General features: G+C 39.2%; 23 protein-coding genes. 10 read left to right on the plus strand and 13 right to left on the minus strand.

Going from position 1 to position 25,783, the window contains the following annotated elements:
* Positions 1–9 precede the first annotated feature (9 nt).
* The 3 genes from nusA to ACT6XC_RS04980 all read right to left on the minus strand — a co-directional run bounded on the left by nusA (position 10) and on the right by ACT6XC_RS04980 (position 2,849).
* Positions 10–1,446, minus strand: coding sequence for a transcription termination factor NusA (gene nusA / locus ACT6XC_RS04970; RefSeq protein ID WP_443741014.1), 1,437 nt, complete (start codon positions 1,444–1,446; stop codon positions 10–12).
* An 82-nt stretch (positions 1,447–1,528) separates the two neighbouring features.
* Complete coding sequence (locus tag ACT6XC_RS04975) at positions 1,529–2,002, minus strand: ribosome maturation factor (RefSeq protein ID WP_443741015.1); 474 nt, start codon at positions 2,000–2,002, stop codon at positions 1,529–1,531.
* Between the two features lie 136 nt (positions 2,003–2,138).
* Positions 2,139–2,849 (minus strand): RluA family pseudouridine synthase, encoded by a 711-nt coding sequence (locus tag ACT6XC_RS04980; protein WP_443741016.1) that lies wholly within the window; start codon positions 2,847–2,849, stop codon positions 2,139–2,141.
* Between the two features lie 221 nt (positions 2,850–3,070).
* Here ACT6XC_RS04980 and ACT6XC_RS04985 point away from each other — a divergent pair, with 221 nt between their 5' ends.
* A complete protein-coding gene (locus ACT6XC_RS04985; RefSeq protein WP_443741017.1) occupies positions 3,071–4,270 on the plus strand; it encodes a hypothetical protein in 1,200 nt (399 codons plus the stop codon).
* Between the two features lie 37 nt (positions 4,271–4,307).
* Here ACT6XC_RS04985 and ACT6XC_RS04990 read toward each other — a convergent pair whose 3' ends face one another.
* Positions 4,308–4,958 carry a PTS sugar transporter subunit IIA gene (locus ACT6XC_RS04990; protein ID WP_443737829.1) on the minus strand — a complete coding sequence of 217 codons (651 nt, stop codon included), beginning with the start codon at positions 4,956–4,958 and terminating at the stop codon, positions 4,308–4,310.
* A gap of 185 nt (positions 4,959–5,143) precedes the next feature.
* On the opposite strand from ACT6XC_RS04990, the gene ACT6XC_RS04995 reads away from it, so the two are divergent.
* The 6 genes from ACT6XC_RS04995 (at position 5,144) to ACT6XC_RS05020 (ending at position 11,974) form a co-directional block, all read left to right on the plus strand.
* The gene (locus ACT6XC_RS04995) at positions 5,144–6,208 is read left to right on the plus strand and encodes a hypothetical protein (RefSeq protein WP_443741018.1); all 1,065 of its coding nucleotides are present in this window, start codon (positions 5,144–5,146) and stop codon (positions 6,206–6,208) included.
* Between the two features lie 16 nt (positions 6,209–6,224).
* The gene (locus ACT6XC_RS05000; protein WP_443741019.1) at positions 6,225–7,085 is read left to right on the plus strand and encodes a hypothetical protein; all 861 of its coding nucleotides are present in this window, start codon (positions 6,225–6,227) and stop codon (positions 7,083–7,085) included.
* 179 nt (positions 7,086–7,264) lie between these two features.
* On the plus strand, positions 7,265–9,136 hold the full coding sequence (locus tag ACT6XC_RS05005; protein ID WP_443741020.1) for a phosphoglucomutase: 1,872 nt from the start codon (positions 7,265–7,267) through the stop codon (positions 9,134–9,136).
* Positions 9,137–9,157: 21 nt separating this feature from the next.
* Positions 9,158–10,927 (plus strand): phospho-sugar mutase, encoded by a 1,770-nt coding sequence (locus tag ACT6XC_RS05010; RefSeq protein ID WP_443737825.1) that lies wholly within the window; start codon positions 9,158–9,160, stop codon positions 10,925–10,927.
* A 58-nt stretch (positions 10,928–10,985) separates the two neighbouring features.
* Positions 10,986–11,627, plus strand: a complete 642-nt coding sequence (locus ACT6XC_RS05015; protein WP_443737824.1) for a 3'-5' exonuclease — start codon at positions 10,986–10,988, stop codon at positions 11,625–11,627.
* An 11-nt stretch (positions 11,628–11,638) separates the two neighbouring features.
* A complete protein-coding gene (locus tag ACT6XC_RS05020; protein WP_443737823.1) occupies positions 11,639–11,974 on the plus strand; it encodes a hypothetical protein in 336 nt (111 codons plus the stop codon).
* Positions 11,975–12,037: 63 nt separating this feature from the next.
* Here the strand turns inward: ACT6XC_RS05020 and ACT6XC_RS05025 are convergent, their stop codons facing one another.
* The 9 genes from ACT6XC_RS05025 to ACT6XC_RS05065 form a co-directional block, all read right to left on the minus strand.
* Positions 12,038–12,988, minus strand: coding sequence for a LysM peptidoglycan-binding domain-containing protein (locus tag ACT6XC_RS05025; protein WP_443741021.1), 951 nt, complete (start codon positions 12,986–12,988; stop codon positions 12,038–12,040).
* A 103-nt stretch (positions 12,989–13,091) separates the two neighbouring features.
* Positions 13,092–14,330: an HD domain-containing protein gene (locus ACT6XC_RS05030; RefSeq protein WP_443737821.1), complete on the minus strand. Its 1,239-nt coding sequence runs from the start codon at positions 14,328–14,330 to the stop codon at positions 13,092–13,094.
* A 3-nt stretch (positions 14,331–14,333) separates the two neighbouring features.
* Complete coding sequence (locus ACT6XC_RS05035; protein ID WP_443741022.1) at positions 14,334–15,137, minus strand: hypothetical protein; 804 nt, start codon at positions 15,135–15,137, stop codon at positions 14,334–14,336.
* Positions 15,137–16,894 (minus strand): DNA repair protein RecN, encoded by a 1,758-nt coding sequence (gene recN / locus ACT6XC_RS05040; RefSeq protein WP_443741023.1) that lies wholly within the window; start codon positions 16,892–16,894, stop codon positions 15,137–15,139. Before recN ends, ACT6XC_RS05035 begins: the two co-directional genes overlap by 1 nt.
* On the minus strand, positions 16,887–17,729 hold the full coding sequence (locus tag ACT6XC_RS05045; protein ID WP_443741024.1) for an NAD(+)/NADH kinase: 843 nt from the start codon (positions 17,727–17,729) through the stop codon (positions 16,887–16,889). Before ACT6XC_RS05045 ends, recN begins: the two co-directional genes overlap by 8 nt.
* Positions 17,730–17,796: 67 nt before the next feature.
* Positions 17,797–18,882, minus strand: a complete 1,086-nt coding sequence (locus ACT6XC_RS05050; RefSeq protein ID WP_443741025.1) for a DegT/DnrJ/EryC1/StrS family aminotransferase — start codon at positions 18,880–18,882, stop codon at positions 17,797–17,799.
* A gap of 65 nt (positions 18,883–18,947) precedes the next feature.
* On the minus strand, positions 18,948–19,424 hold the full coding sequence (locus ACT6XC_RS05055) for a chemotaxis protein CheW (protein ID WP_443737817.1): 477 nt from the start codon (positions 19,422–19,424) through the stop codon (positions 18,948–18,950).
* A 49-nt stretch (positions 19,425–19,473) separates the two neighbouring features.
* Positions 19,474–20,763, minus strand: a complete 1,290-nt coding sequence (locus ACT6XC_RS05060) for an NAD(P)-dependent oxidoreductase (RefSeq protein ID WP_443737816.1) — start codon at positions 20,761–20,763, stop codon at positions 19,474–19,476.
* A gap of 91 nt (positions 20,764–20,854) precedes the next feature.
* Positions 20,855–21,655, minus strand: coding sequence for a ComF family protein (locus tag ACT6XC_RS05065; RefSeq protein ID WP_443741026.1), 801 nt, complete (start codon positions 21,653–21,655; stop codon positions 20,855–20,857).
* 132 nt (positions 21,656–21,787) lie between these two features.
* Between ACT6XC_RS05065 and ACT6XC_RS05070 the strand changes: the two genes are divergently transcribed.
* The 3 genes from ACT6XC_RS05070 to queD are packed head-to-tail and all read left to right on the plus strand — an operon-like array spanning position 21,788 to position 25,683.
* Positions 21,788–24,343 carry a homocysteine S-methyltransferase family protein gene (locus tag ACT6XC_RS05070; protein WP_443741027.1) on the plus strand — a complete coding sequence of 852 codons (2,556 nt, stop codon included), beginning with the start codon at positions 21,788–21,790 and terminating at the stop codon, positions 24,341–24,343.
* Positions 24,336–25,298, plus strand: coding sequence for a hypothetical protein (locus ACT6XC_RS05075; protein WP_443741028.1), 963 nt, complete (start codon positions 24,336–24,338; stop codon positions 25,296–25,298). Before ACT6XC_RS05070 ends, ACT6XC_RS05075 begins: the two co-directional genes overlap by 8 nt.
* On the plus strand, positions 25,291–25,683 hold the full coding sequence (queD, locus tag ACT6XC_RS05080; RefSeq protein WP_078931060.1) for a 6-carboxytetrahydropterin synthase QueD: 393 nt from the start codon (positions 25,291–25,293) through the stop codon (positions 25,681–25,683). The genes ACT6XC_RS05075 and queD overlap by 8 nt, the downstream gene beginning before the upstream one ends.
* Positions 25,684–25,783 lie beyond the last annotated feature (100 nt).

Genomic DNA, 25,783 nt, shown 5'->3' on the forward strand with positions numbered 1-25,783 from the left:
CGTTTTTTATTACTCAAATTCAAATTCTACGCCACATTTTGGACATTTTGTCATATCCAAAGTGATTTTTGCGCCACATTCAGGACAGAAATATTCTTCCTCTTCTTCCTGCTCAGGCTTTTCTTCTTCCGCTTTTTCAGAATCATCTTCAACAAATTCAACCACATCGCGAACGATTGAGTTTACTTTTTCAAGATCTTCCTGAGTCACACCTTCAACCTTGATTGAATCGGAATCGAACGAATCAACAAAAGTCTGAATATCATCAAATCCAGCAGCCTTGAGTTTTGAAGCAACATCAACATCAACTCCAGGCAATTCAGAAATTGTCGAAATTGGCTCGCTTTCTTCAGAAGAATTGTTGAAAAGATTTTCTGCTGCCTTGCGCGTAGAGAACTGGCTCAAATCCATTTCCGCAGCCTGTTCTTCGGTTTTTACGTCGATTGACCAGTCGCAGAGGCGGTTTGCAAGACGAACGTTCATACCCGATTTTCCGATAGCAAGAGAGAACTGACTTTCGTTTACAATTGCAAGAGCCTGTTTTTTTTCTTCGTCCGTAATCAAAACTTTCTCAACTTCGGCAGGAGAGAGTGCATTTTTAATGAATTCGACAGGATTCTGGTCATAGCGCAGAACGTCGATTTTTTCACCTTCAAGTTCGCGGATTACATTCTGAATACGAACACCCTTAAGACCAACACAGGCACCTACAGGATCTACATCTTCCTTGTTAGAGAAAACTGCAATCTTAGTGCGGTAACCTGCTTCACGAACAATTTTGTAAATTCCGATCGTCTTATCTTCAAGTTCAGGAACTTCAAGCTCAATGATTGACTGTACGAATTTAGGATCAGTGCGACTCAAAACCAATTGAACTCCCGAAGAAGTAGGTTTTACGTCAACGACAATAGCCTTAATTCTGTCATTTTTCTGATAAATTTCGCGTGAACTCTGATATTTTTTAGGAAGAACTCCCTCAACTTTACCAAGATCAACGTAAATATTTCCGTTGTGTTCGCGCTGATAATATCCAATGATAACTTCGCCGATTTTGTCTTTATTTTCTGCCAGAAGATTGTTTTTAAAACTTTCGCTCAATCCCTGATGAGCAGCCTGTTTTCCTGTAGAAACAGCAGAACGCTCAAAAGTTTTTGGATCTACGAGAATAAGGATTTCGTCTCCAACTTCACATTCCTCGCTCATTTTGAGCGCATCTTCAAGTTCAATTTCTGTCACAGGATCATAAACACCGTCTACAATTACTTTTTTCGAGTAAACCGAAACATCCGACAAATCATCTGCAAAGTGAACCTCGCAGTTGTCCGCTGTTCCGAAAGTTTTTTTGTAAGCCGCCTTGATTGCAGACTCCACAGTCTGTTTAACAGATTCTACAGAAACTCCCTTTTCTTCGATGAGTTCACGAATCGCTTCTGACATTTCTGACATATTATTTCTCCCTTTTGAAGTAGAAAAAAAATTAACGGTCGCCCCATTTTTTAGAGGCTTCCCAAAAAATTCAATTCTGCAATTACAAATGAATAAATTTTGCTTTTGCTATATCTTTATAAGAAACAGTTTTCTGTTCAACAGAACCATCTGGATTTTCAACTTCGAGCGTTATCGAAGCATTGTCAGAAGAAACAACTTTTCCACCGACCCAATCCGTAACTGTTTTATCCCAAACCCGAACCTGGCGTCCCTTAAAAAGTGCAAATTCAGTCGCATTTTTAATATTCCGCTCCATTCCAGGAGAAGTAAGTTCCATGTAAGTATCATCAGTTCCAAGGATTTCTTCAATTTTTGGAAGAAGCGCATGATGCACCTTCGAGCAGTCATTTACGCCGATATTCACAGTCGGATCATCTCCTGTAATTACGGCAAGAATATGAGTTGTGCTTCCCTGCTTAGAAAATTTCAATTCAACAAGGTGGTAACCAAGCGAAGAAGCAACGTTTTCACATTCCTGATAATGCGGATAAGAATTTAAAGGTATGTAATCCATAATCTCTGTAATTTTGCTCCGGCAATAAAAAAGGACCCGTTTGCGCGGATCCATTTAAATATTACTATTAAAATGTTAATATAATTTACGCTTTTAACAGAAAAGTGTCAAGTGCAATTCCTTATATAACAAAAAACTACAAAAGTTCAACCGCTTTTTTTATATGTTCTGGCAATTCCACGTTAAAAACAGTTTTTTTTCCATCGACAGGAAGTGTTATCGTCGTCGCAGCAAGACAAAGTCTTTTAAGGCCGAGTTTCCGCGCCTTTTTATTCAATTTAAAATTTCCGTGCTTATCATCCTGAACAATCGGACAGCCGGCCTTTGCAAGATGAATTCTTATCTGATGCATTCTTCCAGTTCCAAGAGTAAGATGCAAAACAGAAAGGTCAATTTCTTCACTTTCAAAATCTCCTTCCATATTATTATCGACATTTTCGCTCTCAGAAACAATTTTTATTTTTCCAGATTTTAAAACCTTAAAATCCGTAACAGCATTCAATTCACGCCCAGACTTTACAACATTGTCTTTTAAAGTTCCAGCCAAAGCCGTTTTTCCATTTACGCAAGGCAGACCAAAACACACAGCCGTATATTCTTTTTTTACCTGTTTTCCTGCAATCAGACCAATCCATTTATTTGCCGCGGCCGCCGACTTTGCAACAACCATAAGCCCGGACGTTTCCTTATCGAGCCTGTGAACCAAAAAAACCTTGTAACCAAGCTGCTTAGAAAGCTCTTCGTCCAAAGGATGCGCAATTCCAGCACCGCCCTGAACACTCATTCCAGCTTCTTTATTTATTAGAAGAATTTCTTCATTTTCATATACAATTTGAATATTTTTCATCCGATTATCAATCTGTAAGTATTTTTTTGAATTTTTAGGGCCATTTTTGCCTGCGCAAAAACCGGGCTTTTCAGGGTTGTCATTCCAAAAAAATGTAATTCCGCAAAGCGCAATCACATTTTTTGGAACGCGCTTCGCACGCCCTTACAATCCCTTGTCCAGTTGCCTATATTACAAAAAAAGTATTTTTTAGACTAGTATTTTATGGAAGTGCCAAAACTATGAAAAAATTCCACAAATCTTTTATCCGCTCGATTTTTGCAGCATTCTTTTTAATTTTTCCAAATTTTTATTCGTTTTCAGAACTAGTTTCAAGTTCGGTTTACGGTTACAGCATAGATTTTCCAGAAATGTCAGAAATTTCAGACATGACAGAAGACGAAAGTTCAATTTTTTTTACACACAAGCTTCTTCCAGTTCAAACCGCAATAAAAGTCTGGCCGCAGGAAAATTTTCAAAACAGCACCCAAGCCCTTTACAAAACATTAGAAAAACTTTCTGCAAGTGGAGAAATTTCTACGGCAAAATGGCGCAACAGAGAATGTGCCGTTTCTCAGATTACAATAAGCGAAAAAGCCCTTGGCACAAAAATGTGCGGCTGGGGAACTTCAATCCCTCTTCCAGATAAAAAAAGTTTTCTGACAGTTATCTCATTCGCTCCAGAAAACAAGGCATACAACTGCGAGCAGTTTATTCTTTCTATATTAGACAGCATAATGGTCGACCGCGGAAGCTTTAAAGAAAGCGGACTTATAACCGCATTCGCCTTTCCAAAAACCGAACAAAAAAACATAACGCTTGCAATTGCCGGAAAAAAAATTAACACGATCTTGGACAAAGATGATTCCGAAGCAAACCAGTTTGTCGTTGACCGGGAATTTTCAGTTTTTAAACTGTTCGTAAACCAAAAATGTTGGAAAGAAGCCTGGCAGCGTTTTTACAGAATAATAGCAAAAGACGGAATGAGCCGCACAAAAAGAGTGGCATTTGACATTTCCAACGCGCTCACAGAAGATTGCCAAAAAGAATCCCCTGATTTTCCAGAAGCAGTGCTCGCACAAAAACTTTTAACCTGGACGCAAAATTTTAACTACGAAAGAAAATCCTCTTCGGCTGACCGCGCCGATTTTACAAATATTCCGGCAGTACTCGAAGGAGCAGGCTCTGACTGCGACAGTCGCTCAATGCTTTTAATGCTTCTTTATAAAAATCTTGGGCTGGATTCAATTATGTTTATAAGCACTCAATACAGCCATGCTATGGTGGGAATAAATTTGCCAGGAAAACAGGGACAAACCTACAGTTTCGACGGAAAAGAATATCTTTTTGGAGAAACTACGGCAAAAAATCTAACTTTTGGAATGATTGCAAAAGACATGCAGGACAGAAAAAACTGGATTCCTGTAGAACTTTATGAATAACCTAAAAGAAAAACAATTTTTCCTGTCCTTGCAAAAACTACTCCTGTGTTAAAAGAGCGTATGCTTCTTCTGGAGTTGAAGCGTCAAGAAGCTTGTCGCGCAGAGCCTTTTCTTTTAATTTTGAACTGAAAAAACTCAGCGTCTGAAGGTAATATGTGTGCTGATTGTAAGCTGCGGCAATCATAATCAAAATTCTTACAGGAATTTCATCAATTGACTGATAGTCGATTATATCTTTTTTACAGATTCCAACGCTCATTACAAGATCTGTTACGGAAGACAGGCGCACATGAGGAATTGCAATTCCACGGCCTATTGCTGTAGACATAAGTTCCTCGCGCTTTAAAATCTCTGTAACAAGCTCATCGCTGTATTTCACCTGCGGAGCTGTGCTCAAATTGTTTGCAAGTTCAACAAGAGCATCACGTTTGGTAGTATGATTTATAAAAACAATGCGGTCTGGTGAAAGAATATTTTTTACGATTATTTCAGGATTATTTTCTTCTTTTTTGATATTTGAAGAAAGACGTTCGTTTACCCATTTTTCAATTTCTGATTTTTTAAAACGCCATACCGTTCCAATTTTTCCAGCAGGAATCTCGCCCTTTTGAGCCCAGTCATAAACAGTGCGTTCAGAAACACGCAGATATTTTGCAACTTCTTCAATTGTAAGGATATCGTCTTCCACTTTTTGTCTCCATTTCTTTATAAAATCTTAACAATCTTTTGCATATTTTGCATTTAGAACGGTATTTTGTCAAGTAAATACATTCTCTCGAACTTTATTGCAAAATAAAAGACCGCACTGATAAAAAAAACATTTTTTTATCAAACTTGACCATAATTTTTAATCATTATACCATAAAAATAATCATGCTAAAAAAACTAAATCCAATTTCTACGATATGTACAACAATTGTGCTCGCATATACATTTTTTGCAGTAAAGCCTCTTTCCAAAGAAATTCATTTTGCAACAAAATGGACGGTTGACTGCAACAAACCTTCTCCTGATTCAAACAAAATTGAACCTTCACAATATATTCCGTTCAAGCTTGGACAAAATGCGGGATTTTTTACAGAAGATGGTCAAATTGCGCAGGCTTTTACATTTCCGTACAAAATTGCAATCAGTCCAGACGATTACTGCATTTACGGAACAAGCGACAAAAGTCTAAAACTTGTATCGAAAGAAGGAATACAAAAAAAAGAACTAAAAATGCAGGGGTTTCCGTTTTTTCAAAAGGGCAGAAAATTTCTTATGCTGCCAGGCGGAACAAGTTTTGTTTTTTTGAATGAAAATTTTGAGCCAAAATGGAAATTTGAAAATTACGTTCCCATTACAGCTCTGGATTCTACAAACGAAAAAGTTGCCGCAGGCTACGCGGACGGCTCAATTCTTATTTTTGACGCGGACGGAAAAATCGAACGTCAGTACGAACCAGGCGGAAGCAAATATCCTGTAATTTTAGGCCTTGCAGTTTCGGAAGACGGTTTAACGACAGCGAGCGTAAGTGGTCAAAAACAGCAGAGATTAACACTTGCAAAGAGAGAAAATGGAATTACAAAAATCTTCTTTCATGAATATCTGGAAGAAGACACAACAAAACAGGTTCTCGTAAAATTTTCAAGCGACGGTGATTACTGCTATTTTGCGCACAAAGACTGTCTTGGAGTTGTAAACTGCAAAACTTTAAAATCAAAGCATATTCCAGTAAAAGGCAATATTCTTTCAATAGAAGAAACAAGCGACAAAAAAAATATCTTTGTCCTTAGCAAAAATGACGGAATTTATTCAGTTTCTGTAATCCAAAAACACTCGGTCTATTCCGGAAGTTTTAGCTTTAAAGCGGAAAATGCTTACATAACAGTTAAAGACAATTCGCTTTTTGTCGGACGCGACAGTTCACTTTCGAGAGTGGACATTGAGTTTAAGTAAAAGCGGAGGCATTTTTATGAAAAAAATATTTTTTTTATCGGCATTGTTTTTGGCTCCATTTTTCGCCTTTGGTTTTGACTGGCCGCAGGAAGAAATCATGTCCGACACTTTTTTTACATATTTTGCGCACACCCGTGGCGGAGTTATAAATCCTTCGCTGATTTTTAGCGACAGCGGAGAAATTAAAACTTCCAGCAAAGGAACTGTCACCGCAGTTTTGAGCGAACATGACGAAGATTCTTCTCTTTTTGAAAGCACACTCGGAAATGCAGTGCTTCTCTTTCATGACGACAGTCTGATGACGGTTTATGCAAACTTGAATTCGGACGATCAGGAAAAACGATATGAACTTTCAGAAGTTGAAAACGCAACTCCGCTTGGAACCTGCGGGAGCTCCGGCTGGCAGGAAGGAAACGCTCTTTTGGAATTTCAAGTTGTCGATTTAAAGGCCAAAACGCTCGTAAATCCGCGGATTTTAATGCCGCGCTTTGGAAACGAGCTTCCGCTTGAAATTTTCAATCTTACGGCTATAAATAAAAAAGGAACTGAGTATAATTTTGACACAAACAAAAGAATCGCTTCTGGAACGTATTTTATTTACTGCTCGCAGCAGCCGGTTTCTATGCCGTACAAAACGACAATTCTTGTAAACGGAGCAATTGCCGACACAATTACATACGATGCGCTGGTAAGCATAGACGGAAAACTCTGCACAAACAACAAGAGCAACTACCCTTCTTCTGTAATTTATCCGGACAAAAAACGGCAGCTTTTGGGCGAAATTGCAATTCCTAAGGGACACAACAGGATTACGATTTCAGTTGCAGATATTTTGGGTAAAGAAAAAATTCTCACATATTCTGTAGAAGCATATTGAGTCTGCACAAAAAAAATGCACCCCTGATTGAAACGGCGCAAAGCGTCCGCCTGTGGCGGATGGAGCGGAAGCGGAACCGTGAAAAGCAGGTTTGAAAATGGATTGCGGTGCCAAATTTAAAAACAAGAATTTTATAGTTTATTGCGATTAGTCTTTTTTGGTGATAAAATATTTTTGTTATGGAACATAAGATGATTACATCAGCGTCTGGCTGGCGCAAAGTTTTTGCTGAATCCGGAAAAAAAGACGACGACAATGGCGAAATTGGAGAGTTAAACCGCACAATCGCGGCGCTTGCAGCAGAAACTTTTGCAGATTATATGCTTGCTCAAAAAAAATCCCCTTTAATTATAGTTGGAATGGATACTCGTCCTACAGGTCCTGCAATTGCAGAAACAATGCTCAGAGTTTTTCTGGCAAAAAAAATTGCAGTTTCGTATACGGGAATAATCGCTTCTCCAGAAATTATGGTTTATGCGCATTCGGCGGACGGTTTTGTCTATATTTCGGCAAGCCACAACCCGATTGGCTATAACGGAATCAAATTTGGGCTGAATGACGGAGGCGTTTTAAACGGACAGGAAAACGCAAAACTCGTTGCAGAATTTGAAAAAAAATGTGCCCGTCTTGACGCTGCTGAATATGCTAAAAAACTGGCCTCTTCCTGTTCTGACATTGACTTGGATTGGGTTTTTGCAGAATCAATCGCGACAAAACATTCGGCAGCAAACACTTACAGAAGTTTTGAAAAAGAAGTAATTTCGGGTTCAAAAGAACCTGCCGTGCAAAATGCGGTATTTGCAAGAATAAGACAAAACCTGATTCAAAATCCCCTGTGCGTCGTAGCAGATATGAACGGTTCTGCACGCACAATGTCCATTGACAAAACGTTTTTAAACGAATGTGGAATTTCTTTAACGGCAATCAACAGCGCTCCTGGACAAATCGTTCACGAAATTATTCCTGAACCAGAAAATCTGGTTTGGTGCGCGCGCGAAATCGAAAAAAGACAGGTCGCGGGCGACAAAAACTGCATTCTCGGTTACATGCCAGACTGCGACGGAGACCGCGGAAACATTGTCTACTGGGACGAAATTGAGCAAAAAGCAAAGGTTTTAAGAGCTCAGGAAGGATTCGCGCTTTCGGTTCTTTCAGAACTTGCATATTCTGCATATCAGGCTCAATTTTCTCAAGGGCGCGGACTTGCAAAAAAGGCAGAACTCTTTTTATCAGAAAAAAACGGACAGACTGGCTCTTTTTTTGGCGGACAAAAAGTTGGAGTTGCGGTAAACGGTCCTACCTCAATGAGAATCGAAGAAATCGCCCATGCTTTTAAGGCAGAAGTTTTTAGAAGTGAAGTTGGCGAAGCAAATGTCGTAAATTTGGCGCGCGAAAAACGAAGCGAAGGCTGGACTGTGCGCATTTTAGGCGAAGGTTCAAACGGCGGAAACATTACCCATCCAGCGGCAGTGCGTGACCCTCTTTGCACGATTTTTGCCCTTGTAAAGCTTTTAATTTTAAAAGACGACCAAATCAACGGAGTTTTGAGAAAAGGTCTTTTTCATCTTTGGTGCGAAGCAAGCGGGCAGATGGAAAAATATAAAGAAAACTACACTTTGCGCGACATAATCGAAACACTGCCTGTTTACACGACCACTGGCGTAAGCGAAGAAAGAGCCGTTCTTCAGATAAAAACAACGGATCACGGAGTTTTAAAAGCAAATTTTCAAAAAATATTTGAAAATCAGTGGAATTTGCATAAAAATGAATTAAAGGAACTGTACGGTTTTGAAAGCTATGTTGCTGTCAGGACAAACGGTACCGTTGAAACTAAAAACATTGACGATTATTCACAGAGTGGCAAAGGTGGACTCAAAATCATTTTCTACGATGAAAATGAAAAGCCTGTTGCATTTATGTGGATGCGCGGAAGCGGTACAGAGCCTGTTTTCCGCGTAATGTGCGATGTAAAAGGAAATAAACTTAAAGAAGAACAAAAACTTCTTGAATGGGAAACAAAAATGATTCTGCGTGCAGATTCACTAGCATAAAACTTTTTATGGGAGAAATTTATGGAAAAAACAGTAATTCTTGAACGTGCAAAAAAGTACATCGAAGAAGAAAAAGATGAACGATTCCGCAAAGAAGTAGAAGAACTCGTTGCAAAAGAAGATATGAAAGAACTGGAAGACAGATTCTATCAGACTCTTGAATTTGGAACTGGAGGTCTTCGCGGAGTTATGGGTGGCGGAACAAACCGCATGAACACTCTCGAAATAAATCTTGCAACCCAGGGACTTGCAAACTACGTTCTTAAAGCATTTCCTCAGAAAGCAAAAGACGGCACTTTAAGCGCAGTAATCGCCTATGACAGTCGCAAAAATTCGGACGTTTTTGCAGAAGCAACGGCTCTTATCCTTGCTGCAAACGGAATCAAGGCTTATCTTTTTACAGGACTTCGCCCTACTCCAGAACTTTCTTTTGCAATCCGCGAACTTGGAGCTCAGACAGGCGTTGTCGTTACCGCTTCTCACAACCCTCCTCAGTACAACGGCTACAAGGCTTACTGGGACAACGGGGCTCAGGTAATTGAACCTCATGACGTTGGCATTATTGAAGAAGTAAACTCTGTAAAAGAAGTAAAATCAATTTCTAAAGAAGAAGCGCTGAAATCAGGAAAACTCGTTCTTATAGACAAAGAAATTGATGAAAAATTCTGGAAAATGTGCAAGGCTCAGCTTTTCCGCCCTGAACTTATCAAAGAAAAGGCCTCGAGCGTAAAAATCGTCTACACTCCGCTCCACGGAACAGGCGCAATGCACGTAGAAAAAGTTCTTGGAGACCTTGGACTAAAAGTAATTACAGTTCCACAGCAGAGAGAGCCAAACGGTGCATTCCCGACCGTAGAAAAACCAAATCCAGAAGAGGCTCCAGCTCTCAAACTCGCTGTTGAACTCGGAGAAAAAGAAAAGGCTGACTGTGTAATGGCAACAGACCCTGACGCAGACCGCTTCGGAACGGCATTTCCTGGCAAAGACGGAAAATTCGTCCTCGTTTCAGGAAACCAAATGGGCGCTCTGTTGTGCGAATACGTTCTTCTTTCAAGAAAAGAACTCGGAAAAATGCCTGTAGCACCGGCAGCAATCCGCTCAATTGTAACATCTCCGTTCTGCGACTACATCTGCAAAAAATTCGGTGTAAAAATGCACGAATGCCTTACAGGTTTTAAGTGGATTGCCGCTGTTGAAGATGAATTTGAAAAAGACGGTTCAGAAAATTACGTTTTTGGCCTTGAAGAATCTTACGGCTACAAAGTAGAAAAAGAAGTAATGGATAAAGACGGCGTTTCTGCGGCTGCAATGTGTGCAGAAATGACACTTTACTGGGCTTCAAAAGGCAAGTCAATTCTCGAACACTTGGACGACATGTGGAATGAATACGGTTTCTTTGAAGACCGCGCAATTTCGCAGTATTTCCCAGGTTCTGCTGGAAAAGAAGTTATGGCAGGAATTATGTCAAAACTCCGCTCAGAAGGCTTAAAAACTCTCGGTGGCAAAAAAGTTCTTGAAATCCGCGACATCCAGGAAAGCGTTTCTTACAATCCAGAAAATTCCTCTGCAAAAACAGAAATTGCGCTTCCTAAGTCAAATGTACTTCAGTTTGTTCTCGAAGGAGGAACTGTTGTTTCCGCACGTCCTTCTGGAACTGAACCAAAAATCAAGTTCTACATCAACTCAAGAACAGAAGTTACTTCTAATCTTGAAGAAGCAAAAAAAGAATCGGCAGAAAGCTGTGATTCAATTTCAAAAGAAATCAAAAATCTTCTTGAAAATGCAAAATAATTAAAAAAATGGACTGCCGGCAAAAAAAATTGCAAAATCGGCAGTCCAAGTTTTATTTATGAACAATACCCTGCATTTAATTGTGTCAAACAAAAAAATTCTTTCTCTTTATGAACAAGGTGCTGTTTTTTGCGCCTTTGACACAGAAACTTCCGGTCAAAATCCAGAAAATTCAAGCATAATCGAAATCGGAGCAGTAAAATTTACAAAGGACGGGATTCTTGAAAAATTTTCGTCTTTAATAAAAGTTCAATCTCCGTTAAATCCGTTCATTGTTGGCTTGACAGGAATCGACGACAAAATGCTGGAAAATGCTCCTTTGGCAGAAAAAATCATTCCAGAATTCAGAAATTTTTGCAAAGAAACAATTTTAGTAGCACATAATGCACAGTTTGACCTTCGTTTTATGAACGCAGAATCTCAACGCCTCGGTTTTTTGCCGTTGCAAAACAGCGCAGTCGATACGCTCAGACTAAGCAGGATTATGCTGCCAGAAAACAGAAGCTGGAAACAAACATTTCTTGCAGACCAGTTCAGCATAGATAAAGGGCATGCACATCGCGCCTTTGACGATGCAAAAGTCTGTGCCGAAATATTTAAGATTTTAATAAAAATGCCAGTTCCACAAAAAAAGAAAAGACAAAGACTCAGAATTTACTCAGAGCAAACATCTTCACTTGCAGTCCAGGCATTGTTATAAGGCAGGCAAAAATGGAAACAAAACTAAAAAGCAATCCTTCGAATTTTGAAGTAATCGATTACATTCAGCGGGACATGGAATTCAACAAACGGATAAATTTTTCCGACATGATTGAATATATAAAAAGTGAACTCCACATCTATCTAAAAACAGATGACATTGATCAGACAGACTCAACTTATTCAAACCGTTTCGGTCAAACATTAAACCTTACAACCCTTGTCTGTAAAAATATAAAGGTAATCATCCGCGAAAAAATCACGTCGGAAGCAGACGTTAAATTTGTTTCTTTAGACAGCGAAGGTTATGAAGAAAGTAAAAATCCAGATTCAATAGAAGAATTATAAATATCCACTTATTCCACTTAAAACCGAAAAAAAATCTCAAACCACAAATTTTTCCTGAAAAACTTAGCCACGAGGAGCTTTTGCAGGATCAATCGGAAGTCCGTTCTGAAAAACCATAAGGCTTATTTGACTTTTTGAAGAATAGCTGTTAATTCCTGCCGTACCAATCTGAGTTTTAAAATCGATATAATCGCCTTTAGAAACCAAAACTTTTCCAAGCCCAGTGTATGCGTAAATATGACCGGTTTTGCTTTGTATAAAGACAACATTTCCAAAACCGCGATAGGTTCCGCTAAACATTACAGTTCCGGACTTTATTGCATCGACAGGCTCGTCTTTTTTTGCACTGAGTGTTACGCCACTAACTTTTCCGTTTACGTAAGTAACTTCAGGTTTTTGAACAGGCCAAACAAGGTTCGGGTCGCCTTTTTTTTCAGAATAATTATGAGTATCAACAATCACGGACGGCAACTGATTTTTTAGTTCAGAATTTTTTGATGCTGAAGCCGTATTTTTAGAAGTTTCAGTATTTTTTACATTCTGATTAGAAGCAACCGCAGAAACTGCTGGAATTTTTATTTTCTGGCCGACCTTAAGCCCTGATTTTTCGTCAGTTCCATTCAATTCGTAAAGCTGCTTTACGCTTACCGAAAAATTTCTGGCAATTGCGTACCAGGTGTCGCCTTTTTTGACAGTGTAGGTCTGAATATTTTTTTCGTTTTTAGAGTCGTTTTCTGAATCAGTTTTTAAAGCAGAATCATTCGTTTTCGCTTGAACCGCTCCGTTTTTTTCTGGAATTACAAGTTTTTGTCCGATTTTTATATCTGTACCGTCAATTTTGTTTGCATATACAATCGACTGAACCGTTGCATTATATTTTTTTGAAATTGAATAAAGAGTTTCGCCTTTTTGAACAGTGTGAGTCAATTCGGCAAACACCCCTCCCGAACAAAAAATACTTACTCCAGTAAAAAAAATTGCGGTTTTTACATTTTTAAAAAATACAGACTTCATAACTCTTATATCTTCGGCAAAAAAATATATGTTTTAAAGGCAAAAAAAATATAATTACAGTTTTTTATAAAAAAAATGCAATTAAAAAGCGAATTGCGGCTTTTTAGTCAGAAACAACATCATCAAAAATTTTTCGAATTTCTATACCGTTTATGACAAGTCCTTTTGCGTAGCCATTTAAAGTGTGTTTTCTTCCGCCACGGAGATGCGCACTCGTAATTCCATATTTTATTGAACGGTCAGCCTCTATCAGCGCGCTCAAATGGTCGGCAAGACGAACAGTTTTTCCGTCAACAGGATTAAATTCGTCGGAATTGTATTTTCCGTTCAACTCTTCCCATTCAACTTTCATAACCTTTGTATTTCCGTTTTTTTGCTTCTGCTGAATTCGATTTGAAAATTCGTCATTTGTAAAATAAATAATTTCGTCAGCATAAAAATCATCCATAAGAGGAACAAGTTCGCGGTTGACTATTTCATCTTCGATTTTTTTTACAATGTCTGGAAGAGCGTCAGTTGCCTGCTTTACAGGAGAAATAATATCTCGAGTTACGGCTTCCGGCAAATCATGAAAAAGAGCCGAAAAGAAGTCGTTAAAAAGACGCTTTGGACACATTTTAACTTTTGTGTCCCTCATCAAAAGAACAGTAAGTGCCGCAACAAAATAGCAGTGTCCAAGAACGCTTGTCTTTGGAACTCTCGGAGTTTGATTCCATCTTGTTTGAAAACGTAACTGTTCAATCATCATAATGAAATCGAACGGCCGCTGTCTCGTAACAAGAAGCTGCATTCCGCGCAAATCCAGATATTTTTGAATTTCCTGATTTAAATCCTTTTTGATTTTTACAATTCGTTCTTCTTCGTTTACACATTCAATCATCTGAAGTTCGCGCATTGAGGCAAATTTATGAGCAGCACGCAAAACCCGCGCAGAAAGCTCAAGTTCCTTTGGCATAGGAAAATTTCCAGCAGTACGTGCAATATAAAGTGTAAAATCTGAATAAAGCGCTTCGTCTTCAATTATGTCTTTGTACTGTTTTAGAACCCATTCGTTAAGTTTTAGATATTCCTGCGGAAACTGACGGCGAATCATCTGCTGAACAGGACTTTTTATGTCGCACAAAGCAATTTTTTTTAGAAGCTCAAAAAGAGATGCGTTTATAATCCATTCCCAGTCAATTTTATTTCCGGCTTTTTCTTCGTACTTTCCAATTATGTACGCAACAATCATGCGTTCCGCCGCCTTGTCCATTTCTACAAGATCAAAAGGCCGGATCAAATCGTTCCATCGTTGAATAGAAAAACCTTCAAATAATTTTAGAATAAATTTTTTATTAAGCATTTTTTAGCTGGCAATTCCTGACTTATGGTCTGCATCAAGTTTTTCTTTCCAAACCACAGCTTTCTTTTTAGTTTCTTCAGCTTCATCTTTCATGCTTAACAAAATCTGAAGGCGGCGCAATGCAAGAAGATAGTTTATTGCCGCATTCATATCGTCAATGCGATGCGTTGATAGTTCATATCGGTCGCGATATTGAGTTGCAGACTGATCTAAAAGTTTTAGAACTAGCCGAATATAATAAACAGTATTGTCGTAATCAGCAGAACGAGGATCAAAATAATCTTTGCAGGCCTGTTTCATTGGAATAAGGTTTTTTGCAACTGTACAAAATCGGCCTCTAAGTTCGACAAAAGACCACTTCCACTTTGTATTTTCTCCAAAAGCGTCAACCAAAAGTTGGATTGCAAGTCCAAGTTTTTTTACAATATAAAATCTTTTTTCCAGAGGAGTATTTTCGATTTCAGCAACCTTGTCTTCGATTTCACTGTAAGGACAATTTATAACAGCAGTAACAACTTCTTCAAGCTGAATTATCGCCTTGTAAAGACATTTTCTTGCGTCGTTGAGGGCATCATTATTTTTAGTATCAAGAATTTCGACAGAAAGATTATTTATTGCAATCCACATTGTTGCAATATAAATCTGGTCTTCGCAAAGAAAAAGTTTTTTATAACCGACATTGTTTTTTTCTTTCTCGATTAGAGCAAGAACTTCTTTTTCTTTTTCAAGATGAGCGTTTATTTCATCTTTATATGGAACAATTTTTGCATTAAAAAGTTCTCTGTTTTCTGTTGAAATCTTTGCCATTAGCTTTCTCCAGTACTTGAAAATTTTGCAAGCATTGCTTTTGCGTGTTCCAAAGATTCCTGACTCGCTGCATCGCCGGAAAGCATACGCGCAATTTCGGCAACCCTCTGCTCTCCTTCAATCGGAGCAACTTCGGTATTTGTCATTCCTTCAGAAACACTCTTTGCAATCTTAAGTTGATTATCGGCATAAACTGCTATGCTGGCAAGATGTGTTATACATAAAATTTGACATTTTTTTGCAAGACTTTTTAAATGCTGTCCTACAGAAACCGCAACTTCTCCTCCGATTCCAGTATCGATTTCGTCAAAAACAAGGGTTTCGACACTGTCAGTTTCCGCGAGAACGGTTTTTAGAGCAAGCATAACGCGACTCAATTCACCGCCAGAAGCAATTTTTGCAAGACTTTGAAGCGGATTTCCAGGATTGGCCGCAATCAAAAATTCAATATCGTCCATTCCATAAGGTCCGCATTTCTGTTCAATTTGAGAACCATTTTTTTCAGCAACCTGAACTGCAAACCGGGTGTCTTTCATTCCCAAGGTTTTTAAAATCGCCATAACCTGCTCAGACATTTTTTGAGCGGCAATTTTCCGGCTGTCAGAAATCTCTTTTGCCTGTTTATAGACATTTTTTTCAAGCCCAGTAATTTCCTCTTTTAAGGAATCCTTGTTTTTTTCGCCGCCACTAAGCTCTGCAAGCCTTTTTTGTGCGTCAAGTCCGAATTGAATTACTTCTTCAACTGACGCATTAACCGACGAAGCATATTTTTTCTTTAAATTATAAATCAAGGTAAGCCTGTCCTGAACAAAAGCAAGTCTCTCAGGATCAAAAACAAGACTATTTTTATAAGAAGAATATTCACCTGCAATGTCCGAAAGTTCATAAAATGCGCTTTCAAGACGGTTATCCAGAGATTCAAGATTTTTATCAAGCTGACAGGCATGCTGGGTTACAGAACGGATTTTCTTTAAAAGCAAAACCGCTCCGCTGGAACTTTCTGCGCCTTCCAAAGCCTGGCAGATCGAATCTATATCTTCGTAAAGTTTTTCAAATGAAGAAAGCCTCTTTTCTTCGTCCTCAAGCTCCCTGTCTTCGCCTTTTTTTAGTTTTGCATCTTCTATTTCTTTTATAGAAAACGTAAGAACATCGATTTTTTGAGCGCGCGTTTTATCGTCAGACAAAAGTTCATCCAAACTTCTGCGTTTTGCGACCAAATTTGAATAAAGAGCCGTAAATTCTTCAACCTTTTCGTCCAAACCGGCAAATGAATCAAGAAATTTTCGGTGTTCGCTGACACGCATCAAAGACTGATGTTCGTGCTGACCGTGAATATCGATTAAAAAATTGCAAAACGATGCCAAATCTGCCCGAGTAACCGGAGTGTCGCCTATCCAAGCGGCAGATTTTCCAGTATCGCGAACTGCACGGCGAATCAGAATTCTGTCATCTTCGCTCTCAATTCCATGCACGTAAAGCCATTGCGCAGGAGTCTTTATGTCGTCTTCATTTATTTTTGACGAATCAACTGGAGCAGAAAGCCCTTTTAGGTAAAAAGTGCCAGAAACCTGTGCTGTCTGGCAACCAGTTCTTATGTGTTCAACGCCACCTTTTCCGCCAAGCAAAAAAGTCAGTGCTCCGATTAAAAGCGATTTTCCAGCACCAGTTTCTCCAGAAAGAACTGTAAATCCGTTTTTAAACTCAACGCTGGCATTGTCGATAAGGGCAAAATTTTTGATTCTTAAATCCTCAAGCATTTGGACCTCCAGACCAGTTTAATTTCTGGCGCAAAGATTTATAAAATTTTTCTTGAGTACAACCAACCAAAAGCGCTTTATGTGGTGACTGGTGAATTTTTATTATGTCGTCGACATGCAAATCGTTCGGAATCTGTCCATCAACCGTAATTATCACATCGCTTACACGGCTCGGAAGAATTTTTGCAGAAAGACCATTTTCCGGGCTCAAAACCAAAGGTCTGCTCGAAAGACTAAATGGATTTATTAAAGTAAGACACATTGCATCGATATAAGGATCGATAATCGGACCGCCTGCACTTGCAGAATATGCCGTCGAACCTGTTGCTGTCGAAAGAATCATTCCGTCGGCAACAAACCGGCCGAGAGGAGTTTTTCCGTATTCGACTTCAAAATTGATTGTATGTGCAGAATTTTTTGCACTGATAACAACATCATTCAAACTTACAGCCGAAAAACGCTTCATTCCACCACGAATAATTTCTGTTTCGAGCATACTGCGGCTTACAATCAAAGATTTTCCGTCCAAAAATTGATGCAACTGCTCTTTCCATTCATTTTTTTGAACAGAGGCAATAAAACCAAAAGTTCCAAAATTTACAGGAATAATCGGAATTTTTTCAGGCGCACAACCACGGGCTGCAAAAAGTACTGTTCCGTCGCCACCCAAAGTTATTACAAAATCGTATCCGCTAAAAGGATATTGCTCGCAAAAACCGTTGAACAGAAAAACATCACCCCGAATTCCACATTTTTCAAGGTAAGACTTTATTTCTGCCCCCATTTTTTGAGATTCTTCTTTATATGTGTTAACGATGATTAAGCAACGAACCATATTCTCTCCCATAAAAAGTCAAGATAAAACTTAAACTTTAGGACTGACTTTTTATTGTAATTTTTTATTACGGCAGAGTTCCCAAAACTTTTGCAATTTTTGTAGCAGATTCTGAACCAAGCCGCGGATACAAAGGAAACAAAACCGTCCTTAAATTCAAAGCCTTTGCTGTTTTTAACTCCTTCAACTGAGACTCATCAAGATGGGCGATTACGCAGTCAGAATATGCAGGCTGAATTTCAATTTCTTTTTTAGAAGCATACTGCCTCACGTCTTTTACACTTCCGCTCAAAACAACAGGAAAAGACCAGATTGTAGAAGCCTCGTCACTGTCCCTCACAAAAGTTCTGTTTTTTCCACTCATCAAAGAACGCTGAAAAATTGCAAACAAAGCCTTTCTTGCCTGCTCATTTCTGTTAAATTCCTTTAGCTGAACAAACGCAAGAGCACTGTTTATATCTGGCAAAATATCTGTTCGTGGTGCAGAATCTGTATATTTTTTTAAAACAATCCATTCCCGGCGCTGAGGAGCCATCAAAACAGCGCCACCACCACCTGTCACAGTATCAAATTCTTCAAGGCCAAGAATCGAAAAAATTCCAAACGAACCTGCTTTTCTCTCAAGTTTTTTGCCAGATTTTTTTTCTGAATTTTCTTCAGTTTCGGCATTTTCTGTTTTTTCCGGCAAAACCGCCCCAAACGAATGAGAAATATCTTCGATTACGGGAATTCCAAGCGAAATAATTTCTTCGATTTGAGGAAGGATTCCCATTGTCTCGTGCAAAATCAAGAGTCTTCCGCCGTCACTTATTCCTTTTTGAACAATTTCTGCATTTACAAGACCAGTCTGCTCTTCAACATCCAAAACAAGCGGCTTATATCCAAGTTTTTGAATTGCATCATACTGCCAAAAAGGAGCCAGAGCGCTAAGCATAACAGAAGTATTTTCAGGCAAATCAAGTGCTTTTAGCGCATAAGAAAGGGCAATTGAAGGACTTCTAAAGGCAACGGCACCGTCACAACCAGAAAATTCCTTTAACGCCTGAATAAATTTTGAATTGAGTTCTCCTGGACCAGTTTTTTCGTCAACCATACAGGTTAAAACCGCATCCATCTCTTTTCTGCGTATAGTAGAACTGAATGTTTGAATCATTTTTTACTGAAACCTATTTTTTAATCTATTGCCTTTTTTAAGGCGCGGATTTTATCCAAAACAATCTATTCTGAATCAAAAATTTTCTGAAGTTCTTTTGGATTAAACAGTTTGCGGATATTGAGCATAATAAGATAATTATTTTCCTGACGGATTACACCCTGAATATACTCAGTTCCAATTCCGCTAATCATCTGAGGAGGATCTTTTACCTCCGACATATCAACGGTTACAACTCTGGCGATTTTATCGATGATAATTCCAATCTTGTTGTTATCAATATTCAAAATAATAAAACCGCCGTCGAGTTCTTCTTCATTTGTGGAACTTTCAAGTTTTTTAATCTGAAAACGCTTATGCAAGTTCATTACAGGAATAATCTCGCTTCGGAGGTTAAAAATACCTTCAACATAATAAGGCGCATTCGGAATTTGGCGTACATCGCAGACCTTTACGATTTCTTTTACGTCCATAATATCAACGCCATAAAGCTCCTCACCAAGCTGAAACGTTACAAGTTGAATCTGAGTTCCTTCTGCCATTTTTTAACCTCTTTATTTTGAGAATTTATTTTCCAAGCGAATTTAAAACTTAAACTCCAAGAAGTTTTCTTGCTTCGATATAATCCGCAATTCCTTGTGCAACTTTTTTCGCCTCGCGCATTGCAAGAACAACAGTCGCAGGTTTGTGAACAATGTCGCCACCAGCAAAAACACCATTTTTTGTAGTCATGCCGTAAGGAGTCTGTTTTGTAATTACATATCCTGATTCATCTACATCGATTCCAGTTGTCGAAGAAATTACAATGCCAGCAGGTTTTGAACCAACGGCAATCAAAATCTTGTCTGCTGGAAGAATTTTTTCTCCTTCTGGAGTTGAAACCTTAAGACCAGTAACTTTTCCGTTTTCGCCGACAACTTCGAGAGGAGTGTATTCCCATCTAAAATCAACTCCGTCTTTTACAGCGCCATCGTATTCTGCATGCGCAGCCTTCATAAATTCAATTGTACGACGGTAGCAGTCGACAACAGAAGAAGCCTTCATCATAACAGCGGTGCGGCAAGCGTCCATTGCAACATTTCCTGCTCCGATTACGATAACTCTGTCGCCTTCTTCAACAGGAACTTCGGTACGGTCAACTTTTTCATCAAGGAAAAGACGTGTCATTCTGAGGAAATATGAAGACTGGATTACACCCTTCAAATTTTCGCCAGGAATTCCAAGACCCTTTGCAACAGATGTTCCAGCACCGATAAATACGGCTTCAAAACCTTCTTCAAACATTTTGTCGATTGTAATATCTGTTCCGACCCTTGTATTGCACACAAAAGTTACACCAAGAGCCTCGATATTTTTAATTTCGCGACGGACAACCTCTTTTGGAAGACGGAAATCTGGAATTCCATAGAGCAAAACACCGCCCGGTTCTGATTCGCCTTCATAAACTACAACATTGTAGCCTTTGCGTGCCAAATCACCAGCAACAGTAAGACCTGCAGGACCTGAACCGATTACCGCAACCTTGCCTTTAGTCTTTGGAACTAACTTTTCTGAAGAAAGCTGATTTTCTGAATAAAAATCTGCGATAAATTTTTCAATACGACCGATTTTTATTCCTTTTCCTGATTTATAAAGAACACAATGACCTTCGCACTGATTTTCGTGAGGACAAACTCTTCCGCAAATTGCAGGAAGATTGCTCTTTTGAGAGATGATTCTGTAGGCTTCGCCAATATTTCCCTGTGCAAGCGCATGGTTAAACTGAGGAATTTCGTTTTCAATTGGACAGCCTGTGCGGCAAAGCGGTTTTGGACAATTAAGACAACGGCGAGCTTCTTTTACCGCTTCTGCTACTGTATAACCTGGAATTTCTTCCTTCATAATATTAAGTACCTCTATTTTTAGATTGTAATAGTCAACATTATAGTCGAATTATCAAGAATTATACTGTCAAACCAATAGAAAATCAAACCTAATCAACAATAAACAAAGTCAACGCAATAACATTTTTAATTCCAGCCTTTTTTAATTCAAAAGCACAGGCTTCAAGAGTGCTTCCTGTGGTCATAACATCATCAAGAAGAATCACAGTTTCCGGAAGAGATTTTAATAATTTTTGAATTTCTTTTTGAGGACGCAGAACAAAGGCATTTTTTATCTGCTCAAGACGATGCAGGCGATTCAGTTTTTTCTGCTGAAAACGAGTAAGCCGCCTCAAAAAAGGCAAAGTCTCAATTCCATACAAATTCCGCAAATAGAAGCAAAGCTCGTCAATTTGATCCCAGCCTTTCTGGCGAATTTTTCCAGGACGAGGAGGAACTGGCACAACAGGCAAAATCAAGCCTTTAGAATTCCAGGATTGTGAAATTTCTGCAATTTTATTAAAAGCAAACGAGGCAAACACCGGAGAAAGGACTCTTTTTTCTTCAGTTTTCCAGGCAAAAAGAAGATTTTTCTTCCAAAGCCGATACGAAAAAAGAGAAAAAGAAGAATCCACGCTAAAAAGAATTTTTTGGCTCCGGCAAGACGAACAAAGTTCAATTTCGCTTACGAGAGTTTTTCCGCAGACCGAACAGCGTCTCTCTCCGTCCGTAACAAACAGTTTTTGAAGGCAAATTTTGCAAACAGGAATTATTCCGCTGTTTTTTCCGCAGCACAGGCATTCTTCACCACCAAGAAAAAAAACTTCAACATGTCGGAAAAAATTCATCAAAAAAAGAAAAAAGAACGAGATTCTTGTTCTGAGCGTTTTTGAAAATTTTGTTCTATCCACATAAATATAATTGTAAACAAATGATAAAAACCACACATTTTTTATGAACTTTTGAAAAAAAATCCGCCGTTTGCTACTCCGTTTGCGGCAATAATTGCACGTCATCAAAAATTTTATTAAACTTTTCTGAATATGAAGAAAAACTTCCGAGATTTTTTAAGCGAACAGTTTTCCAACGGCCTGCCTGTTTTTTTAGACGGTGCAATGGGCACAATGATTCAGGCATCCGGAATTTGCGATTATGATATTCCAGAAGATGTTTCTGTTGAGCATCCAGAAATAATCAAAAATATTCACAAAATGTATTTAAAAGCCGGCTCAAATGTTTTGACAGCAAATACTTTTGGCGCGTTGCCGCTAAAAGTAAAAAACGCACGCTATTCAACGGAAAAATATTTGTCTTCTTCTATAAAAATAATGGAAGAGGCAATTTCGGAAATCGAAGCTGAAGGAATTGTCCGTCCGCATTTCAAAGCCTGGAACACTTCTCAAATCGGAAGACTTTTGGAGCCAATGGGCGATTTGACTTTTGACGAAGCATACGCAACTTACAAAGAAACTGCAATTCTTGCAGAAAAACTCGGTTACGACGTTGCCTTGATTGAAACAATGGCCGATTTGCACGAAGTTAAGGCCGCAGTTCTTGCAGTTCAAGAAAACACAAAGCTCCCAATTATCGCGTCAATGACTTTTCAAAAAAATCTGCGCACCTTGACTGGAGCCGACGTTCAAACAGTTGTAACTTATCTGGAATCTCTGCACATTGATATTCTTGGTTTTAACTGCGGAGGCTCACTCGAAGACGGAGAAAAACTTTCTTCTGATTTTCTGAAATATTCGCACACTCCGGTAATTGTTCAAGTGAATGCAGGAATTCCTGTCGTAAAAAATGGAAAAACAGTTTTTCTTGTTGAGCCAAAAGAATTCTCCGAAAGCCAAAAGAAAAACCGTCTGAACGGAGCCTGCGTTCTTGGAGGCTGCTGCGGAACAACGCCTGAACACATAAAAGCGCTTGTTGAAAAAATCGAAAAAACAGGTTCTATAAAACAAAAGATGCCGGACGACAAAGACAGCACCCTGATATGCTCTTACAATAGAACAGTTCAAATTGGCGGAAGCGCAGGTCCAATGATTGTCGGAGAAAGAATCAATCCGACCGGAAAGAAAAAAGTAAAAGAAGCCTTAAAAGCGCATGATATGAATTTTGTGCTTGAAGAAGCAGAAAGCCAGATAAACGCAGGTTCACAAATTCTTGACGTAAATGTAGGACTTCCAGGAATTGACGAAGCCCAGACGATGGTTGATGCGGTCAAGACAATTCAAAGCGCCTTTTCAACTCCCCTGCAAATCGACTCTTCGGAAGCCCCGGTTATTGAAAAAGCCCTGCGTTACTACAACGGAAAAGCCCTTATAAATTCCGTAAATGGCCGCAAAGACGTCATGGACAAAATCTTTCCTCTTGTAAAGCATTACGGCGGTTCAGTCGTTGCGCTGTGCATTGACGAAAACGGAATTGCGCCGACAGCAGAAGGACGGGCAAATGTCGCAAGAAAAATAATTTCCGAAGCGCACAAATACGGAATTCCAACCCGCGATATCGTAATAGACACATTGACTTTAACAGTCAGTTCGCAGCAAAAAGAGGCGCTGGAAACCTGCCGTGCGATTTCGCTTTTAAAAGATGAATTTGGAAAAGACGGATTAAAATTCATTCTCGGAGTTTCAAACATAAGTTTTGGACTTCCACGCCGCGACATAATCAATTCAAGGTTTTTTGCAATGGCTCTCTTCTCTGGCCTTGACGCCTGCATAATAAATCCTCTGAGCCAGCCTATGATGGAAACTTATTGCGGCTACAGGGCGCTTGCAAATTTTGACGAAAACTGCCTTGACTACATTCAAAAATACAACGGAACTACAGCTCCAATTTACAACGTAACTCAGGAACAACTTTCTGCAATAAACGCCGGAACACCTGCAAAAACCGCCCAGGAAGCAAAAAGCCCGAAAAACGAATATTCGCAGCTTCCACAAGATTTGAATGAAAACGAAAAAAATCTCATCGACATAATATACAAAGGTTTTAAAGACCAGTCCGCTCCGCTTACAAAAAAAATGCTCGAAGAAGGAGTAAAGGCTGTCTCGATAATTGACCGCTGCATTGTTCCTGCGCTCGATATGGTCGGAAAAGATTTTGAAAAAGGTCAGAAATTCTTGCCTCAACTACTTTTGAGTGCAGACACGGTAAGCTACGCCTTTGAGGTTATAAAAACATTTCTCAAAGAAACAGGAATGACAGAAGAATCAAAAGGAACAATTGTAATTGCGACAGTCTTTGGCGATATTCACGATATTGGAAAAAATATTGTCAGGGCAATGCTCGAAAATTACGGATTTGAAGTAATCGATCTCGGAAAAAATGTTCCGCCCGAAACAATAATACAGACTGTCATAGAACACGACATAAAACTCGTAGGCTTGAGCGCCCTTATGACGACAACAGTTACAAATATGGAAAAAACAATTCTTTTACTGCGTTCAGCCTTAAAAGAAATAGGAAAATCTGTTAAAATAATGGTAGGCGGTGCTGTTCTAACAGCCGATTATGCCACACAAATAGGAGCGGACTATTACTCAAAAGATGCAATGCAGTCCGTAGCAATAGCAAAGGAAGTTTTTAATGGCTGAAAAAAAGCTCACAAGAAAAGAAAAGCGCGACCAGAAATTTGCAAACCGTGAATTAAAATCATTCAGCGGTGTCTATCCATATTTCCGGCTCTTGTGGTCGCCAAGAACTGCAAAAGTCTCGTGGAAATTTCTGTACACAGTTACAAAAAGCTACTTGGGAACACAATTCCTAGAAAAGTGGGGATTTTACCATATTCCAATCGTCAAGGTCGACTCTCCATTAGACAAAAAAATTCCTTTTACACCGTCAAAAGTCTACATCTATATGGATTTTATCTATCTTTTTCTGCGCCCGCTTACAATGCTCATAAGACGCTTTGGCTTAAAAAAAGTCGCGCCAATTTGCAACGCATGGTTCAGTTCAGTAACAAAAGTTTATAGTGAAGCAAGCAGGATGTACCGCCACTCGCTTTCCACAACAGAGCGCCCTCTCTACAAAGAAAATTTTCATTTTAGAATCATCCACGCTTTCGACCCCCATCTTCTGTGTGTTCCAAGCCTGCACATTGCGCTTATAGCCTTGGCAGAAGTCTTTTTTAAGCGCGAATTTAAGAATATCGGTTTGAGCGACGCAGAATGTTTCCAAAAAAACACAGAACTTTACAACGAAGCAATCGAAATTGCAGAATCTGTCCTGTATATGAAGCAACATTCTGTAAACTGCATTCCGGCAGCACTTTACATGATTACAAAACTTTTTCCTTCGCTTTTTTCGCCAAACGACGCAACAAATTTTATAAACGATATGTTTTTGAGCACAGAACTTATAAAACCAGAAGACGTTTCTGCAATAAAGGAACACATTTCTTTTATGTACGAACGCTACCTGCTCGAAGGAGTTGCCGCAGACGACTGGAGAGATCCGATAATCCGCTGGATTGATAATTACGACTGGAAAGCCGAAGAAGCAAAATTTGAACAAAAAGAAAACGCAGGCGGAGAAAAAAATGTTTGAAGTACGAATAACTGACGATTTTGCCGCGGCCCATTTTTTGCGCGACTACAACGGAAAATGCGAAAACCTTCACGGACACAACTACAAGGTTTACGTCCACGTAGAAGGAAACGAACTTGACGAAGGCGGAATGCTTTTGGACTTTACACTTCTAAAAACCGCACTCAAGGAAGTTCTGTCAAAAATCGACCACACAAACCTAAACGACATTGCAATCTTTGACCAGAATCCGAGTGCAGAAAGAATCGCCGTTTACATTTACAAAAATATGCTCAAAGTCCTCTCTGAAAAAGGCCTGGATCTTTCAAAAAACTCGAACCGAAGAATAAGCAAGGTTGACGTTTTTGAAACAGACAAAAACCGGGCACGATATATTCCAGAATAATTTTCATATTTGGGCGGCTTTTTGCTATGCAAAAACCGAGCCATTACGGGTTCCGGCATTCGCTTCCATTCGCAGGCGAACGGCTTTGCCGCCCTCCAGG

The organism is Treponema berlinense (genome assembly GCF_052273165.1).
Taxonomy (GTDB): Bacteria; Spirochaetota; Spirochaetia; order Treponematales; family Treponemataceae; genus Treponema_D; species Treponema_D berlinense_A.

Bases quoted from the DNA above. Each gene is read 5' to 3' on its own strand.
- nusA (WP_443741014.1), bottom strand. From the start codon at position 1,446: ATGTCAGAAATGTCAGAAGCGATTCGTGAACTCATCGAAGAAAAGGGA.
- ACT6XC_RS04975 (WP_443741015.1), bottom strand. From the start codon at position 2,002: ATGGATTACATACCTTTAAATTCTTATCCGCATTATCAGGAATGTGAA.
- ACT6XC_RS04980 (WP_443741016.1), bottom strand. From the start codon at position 2,849: ATGAAAAATATTCAAATTGTATATGAAAATGAAGAAATTCTTCTAATA.
- ACT6XC_RS04985 (WP_443741017.1), top strand. From the start codon at position 3,071: ATGAAAAAATTCCACAAATCTTTTATCCGCTCGATTTTTGCAGCATTC.
- ACT6XC_RS04995 (WP_443741018.1), top strand. From the start codon at position 5,144: ATGCTAAAAAAACTAAATCCAATTTCTACGATATGTACAACAATTGTG.
- ACT6XC_RS05000 (WP_443741019.1), top strand. From the start codon at position 6,225: ATGAAAAAAATATTTTTTTTATCGGCATTGTTTTTGGCTCCATTTTTC.
- ACT6XC_RS05005 (WP_443741020.1), top strand. From the start codon at position 7,265: ATGGAACATAAGATGATTACATCAGCGTCTGGCTGGCGCAAAGTTTTT.
- ACT6XC_RS05010 (WP_443737825.1), top strand. From the start codon at position 9,158: ATGGAAAAAACAGTAATTCTTGAACGTGCAAAAAAGTACATCGAAGAA.
- ACT6XC_RS05015 (WP_443737824.1), top strand. From the start codon at position 10,986: ATGAACAATACCCTGCATTTAATTGTGTCAAACAAAAAAATTCTTTCT.
- ACT6XC_RS05020 (WP_443737823.1), top strand. From the start codon at position 11,639: ATGGAAACAAAACTAAAAAGCAATCCTTCGAATTTTGAAGTAATCGAT.
- ACT6XC_RS05025 (WP_443741021.1), bottom strand. From the start codon at position 12,988: ATGAAGTCTGTATTTTTTAAAAATGTAAAAACCGCAATTTTTTTTACT.
- ACT6XC_RS05030 (WP_443737821.1), bottom strand. From the start codon at position 14,330: ATGCTTAATAAAAAATTTATTCTAAAATTATTTGAAGGTTTTTCTATT.
- ACT6XC_RS05035 (WP_443741022.1), bottom strand. From the start codon at position 15,137: ATGGCAAAGATTTCAACAGAAAACAGAGAACTTTTTAATGCAAAAATT.
- recN (WP_443741023.1), bottom strand. From the start codon at position 16,894: ATGCTTGAGGATTTAAGAATCAAAAATTTTGCCCTTATCGACAATGCC.
- ACT6XC_RS05045 (WP_443741024.1), bottom strand. From the start codon at position 17,729: ATGGTTCGTTGCTTAATCATCGTTAACACATATAAAGAAGAATCTCAA.
- ACT6XC_RS05050 (WP_443741025.1), bottom strand. From the start codon at position 18,882: ATGATTCAAACATTCAGTTCTACTATACGCAGAAAAGAGATGGATGCG.
- ACT6XC_RS05055 (WP_443737817.1), bottom strand. From the start codon at position 19,424: ATGGCAGAAGGAACTCAGATTCAACTTGTAACGTTTCAGCTTGGTGAG.
- ACT6XC_RS05060 (WP_443737816.1), bottom strand. From the start codon at position 20,763: ATGAAGGAAGAAATTCCAGGTTATACAGTAGCAGAAGCGGTAAAAGAA.
- ACT6XC_RS05070 (WP_443741027.1), top strand. From the start codon at position 21,788: ATGAAGAAAAACTTCCGAGATTTTTTAAGCGAACAGTTTTCCAACGGC.
- ACT6XC_RS05075 (WP_443741028.1), top strand. From the start codon at position 24,336: ATGGCTGAAAAAAAGCTCACAAGAAAAGAAAAGCGCGACCAGAAATTT.
- queD (WP_078931060.1), top strand. From the start codon at position 25,291: ATGTTTGAAGTACGAATAACTGACGATTTTGCCGCGGCCCATTTTTTG.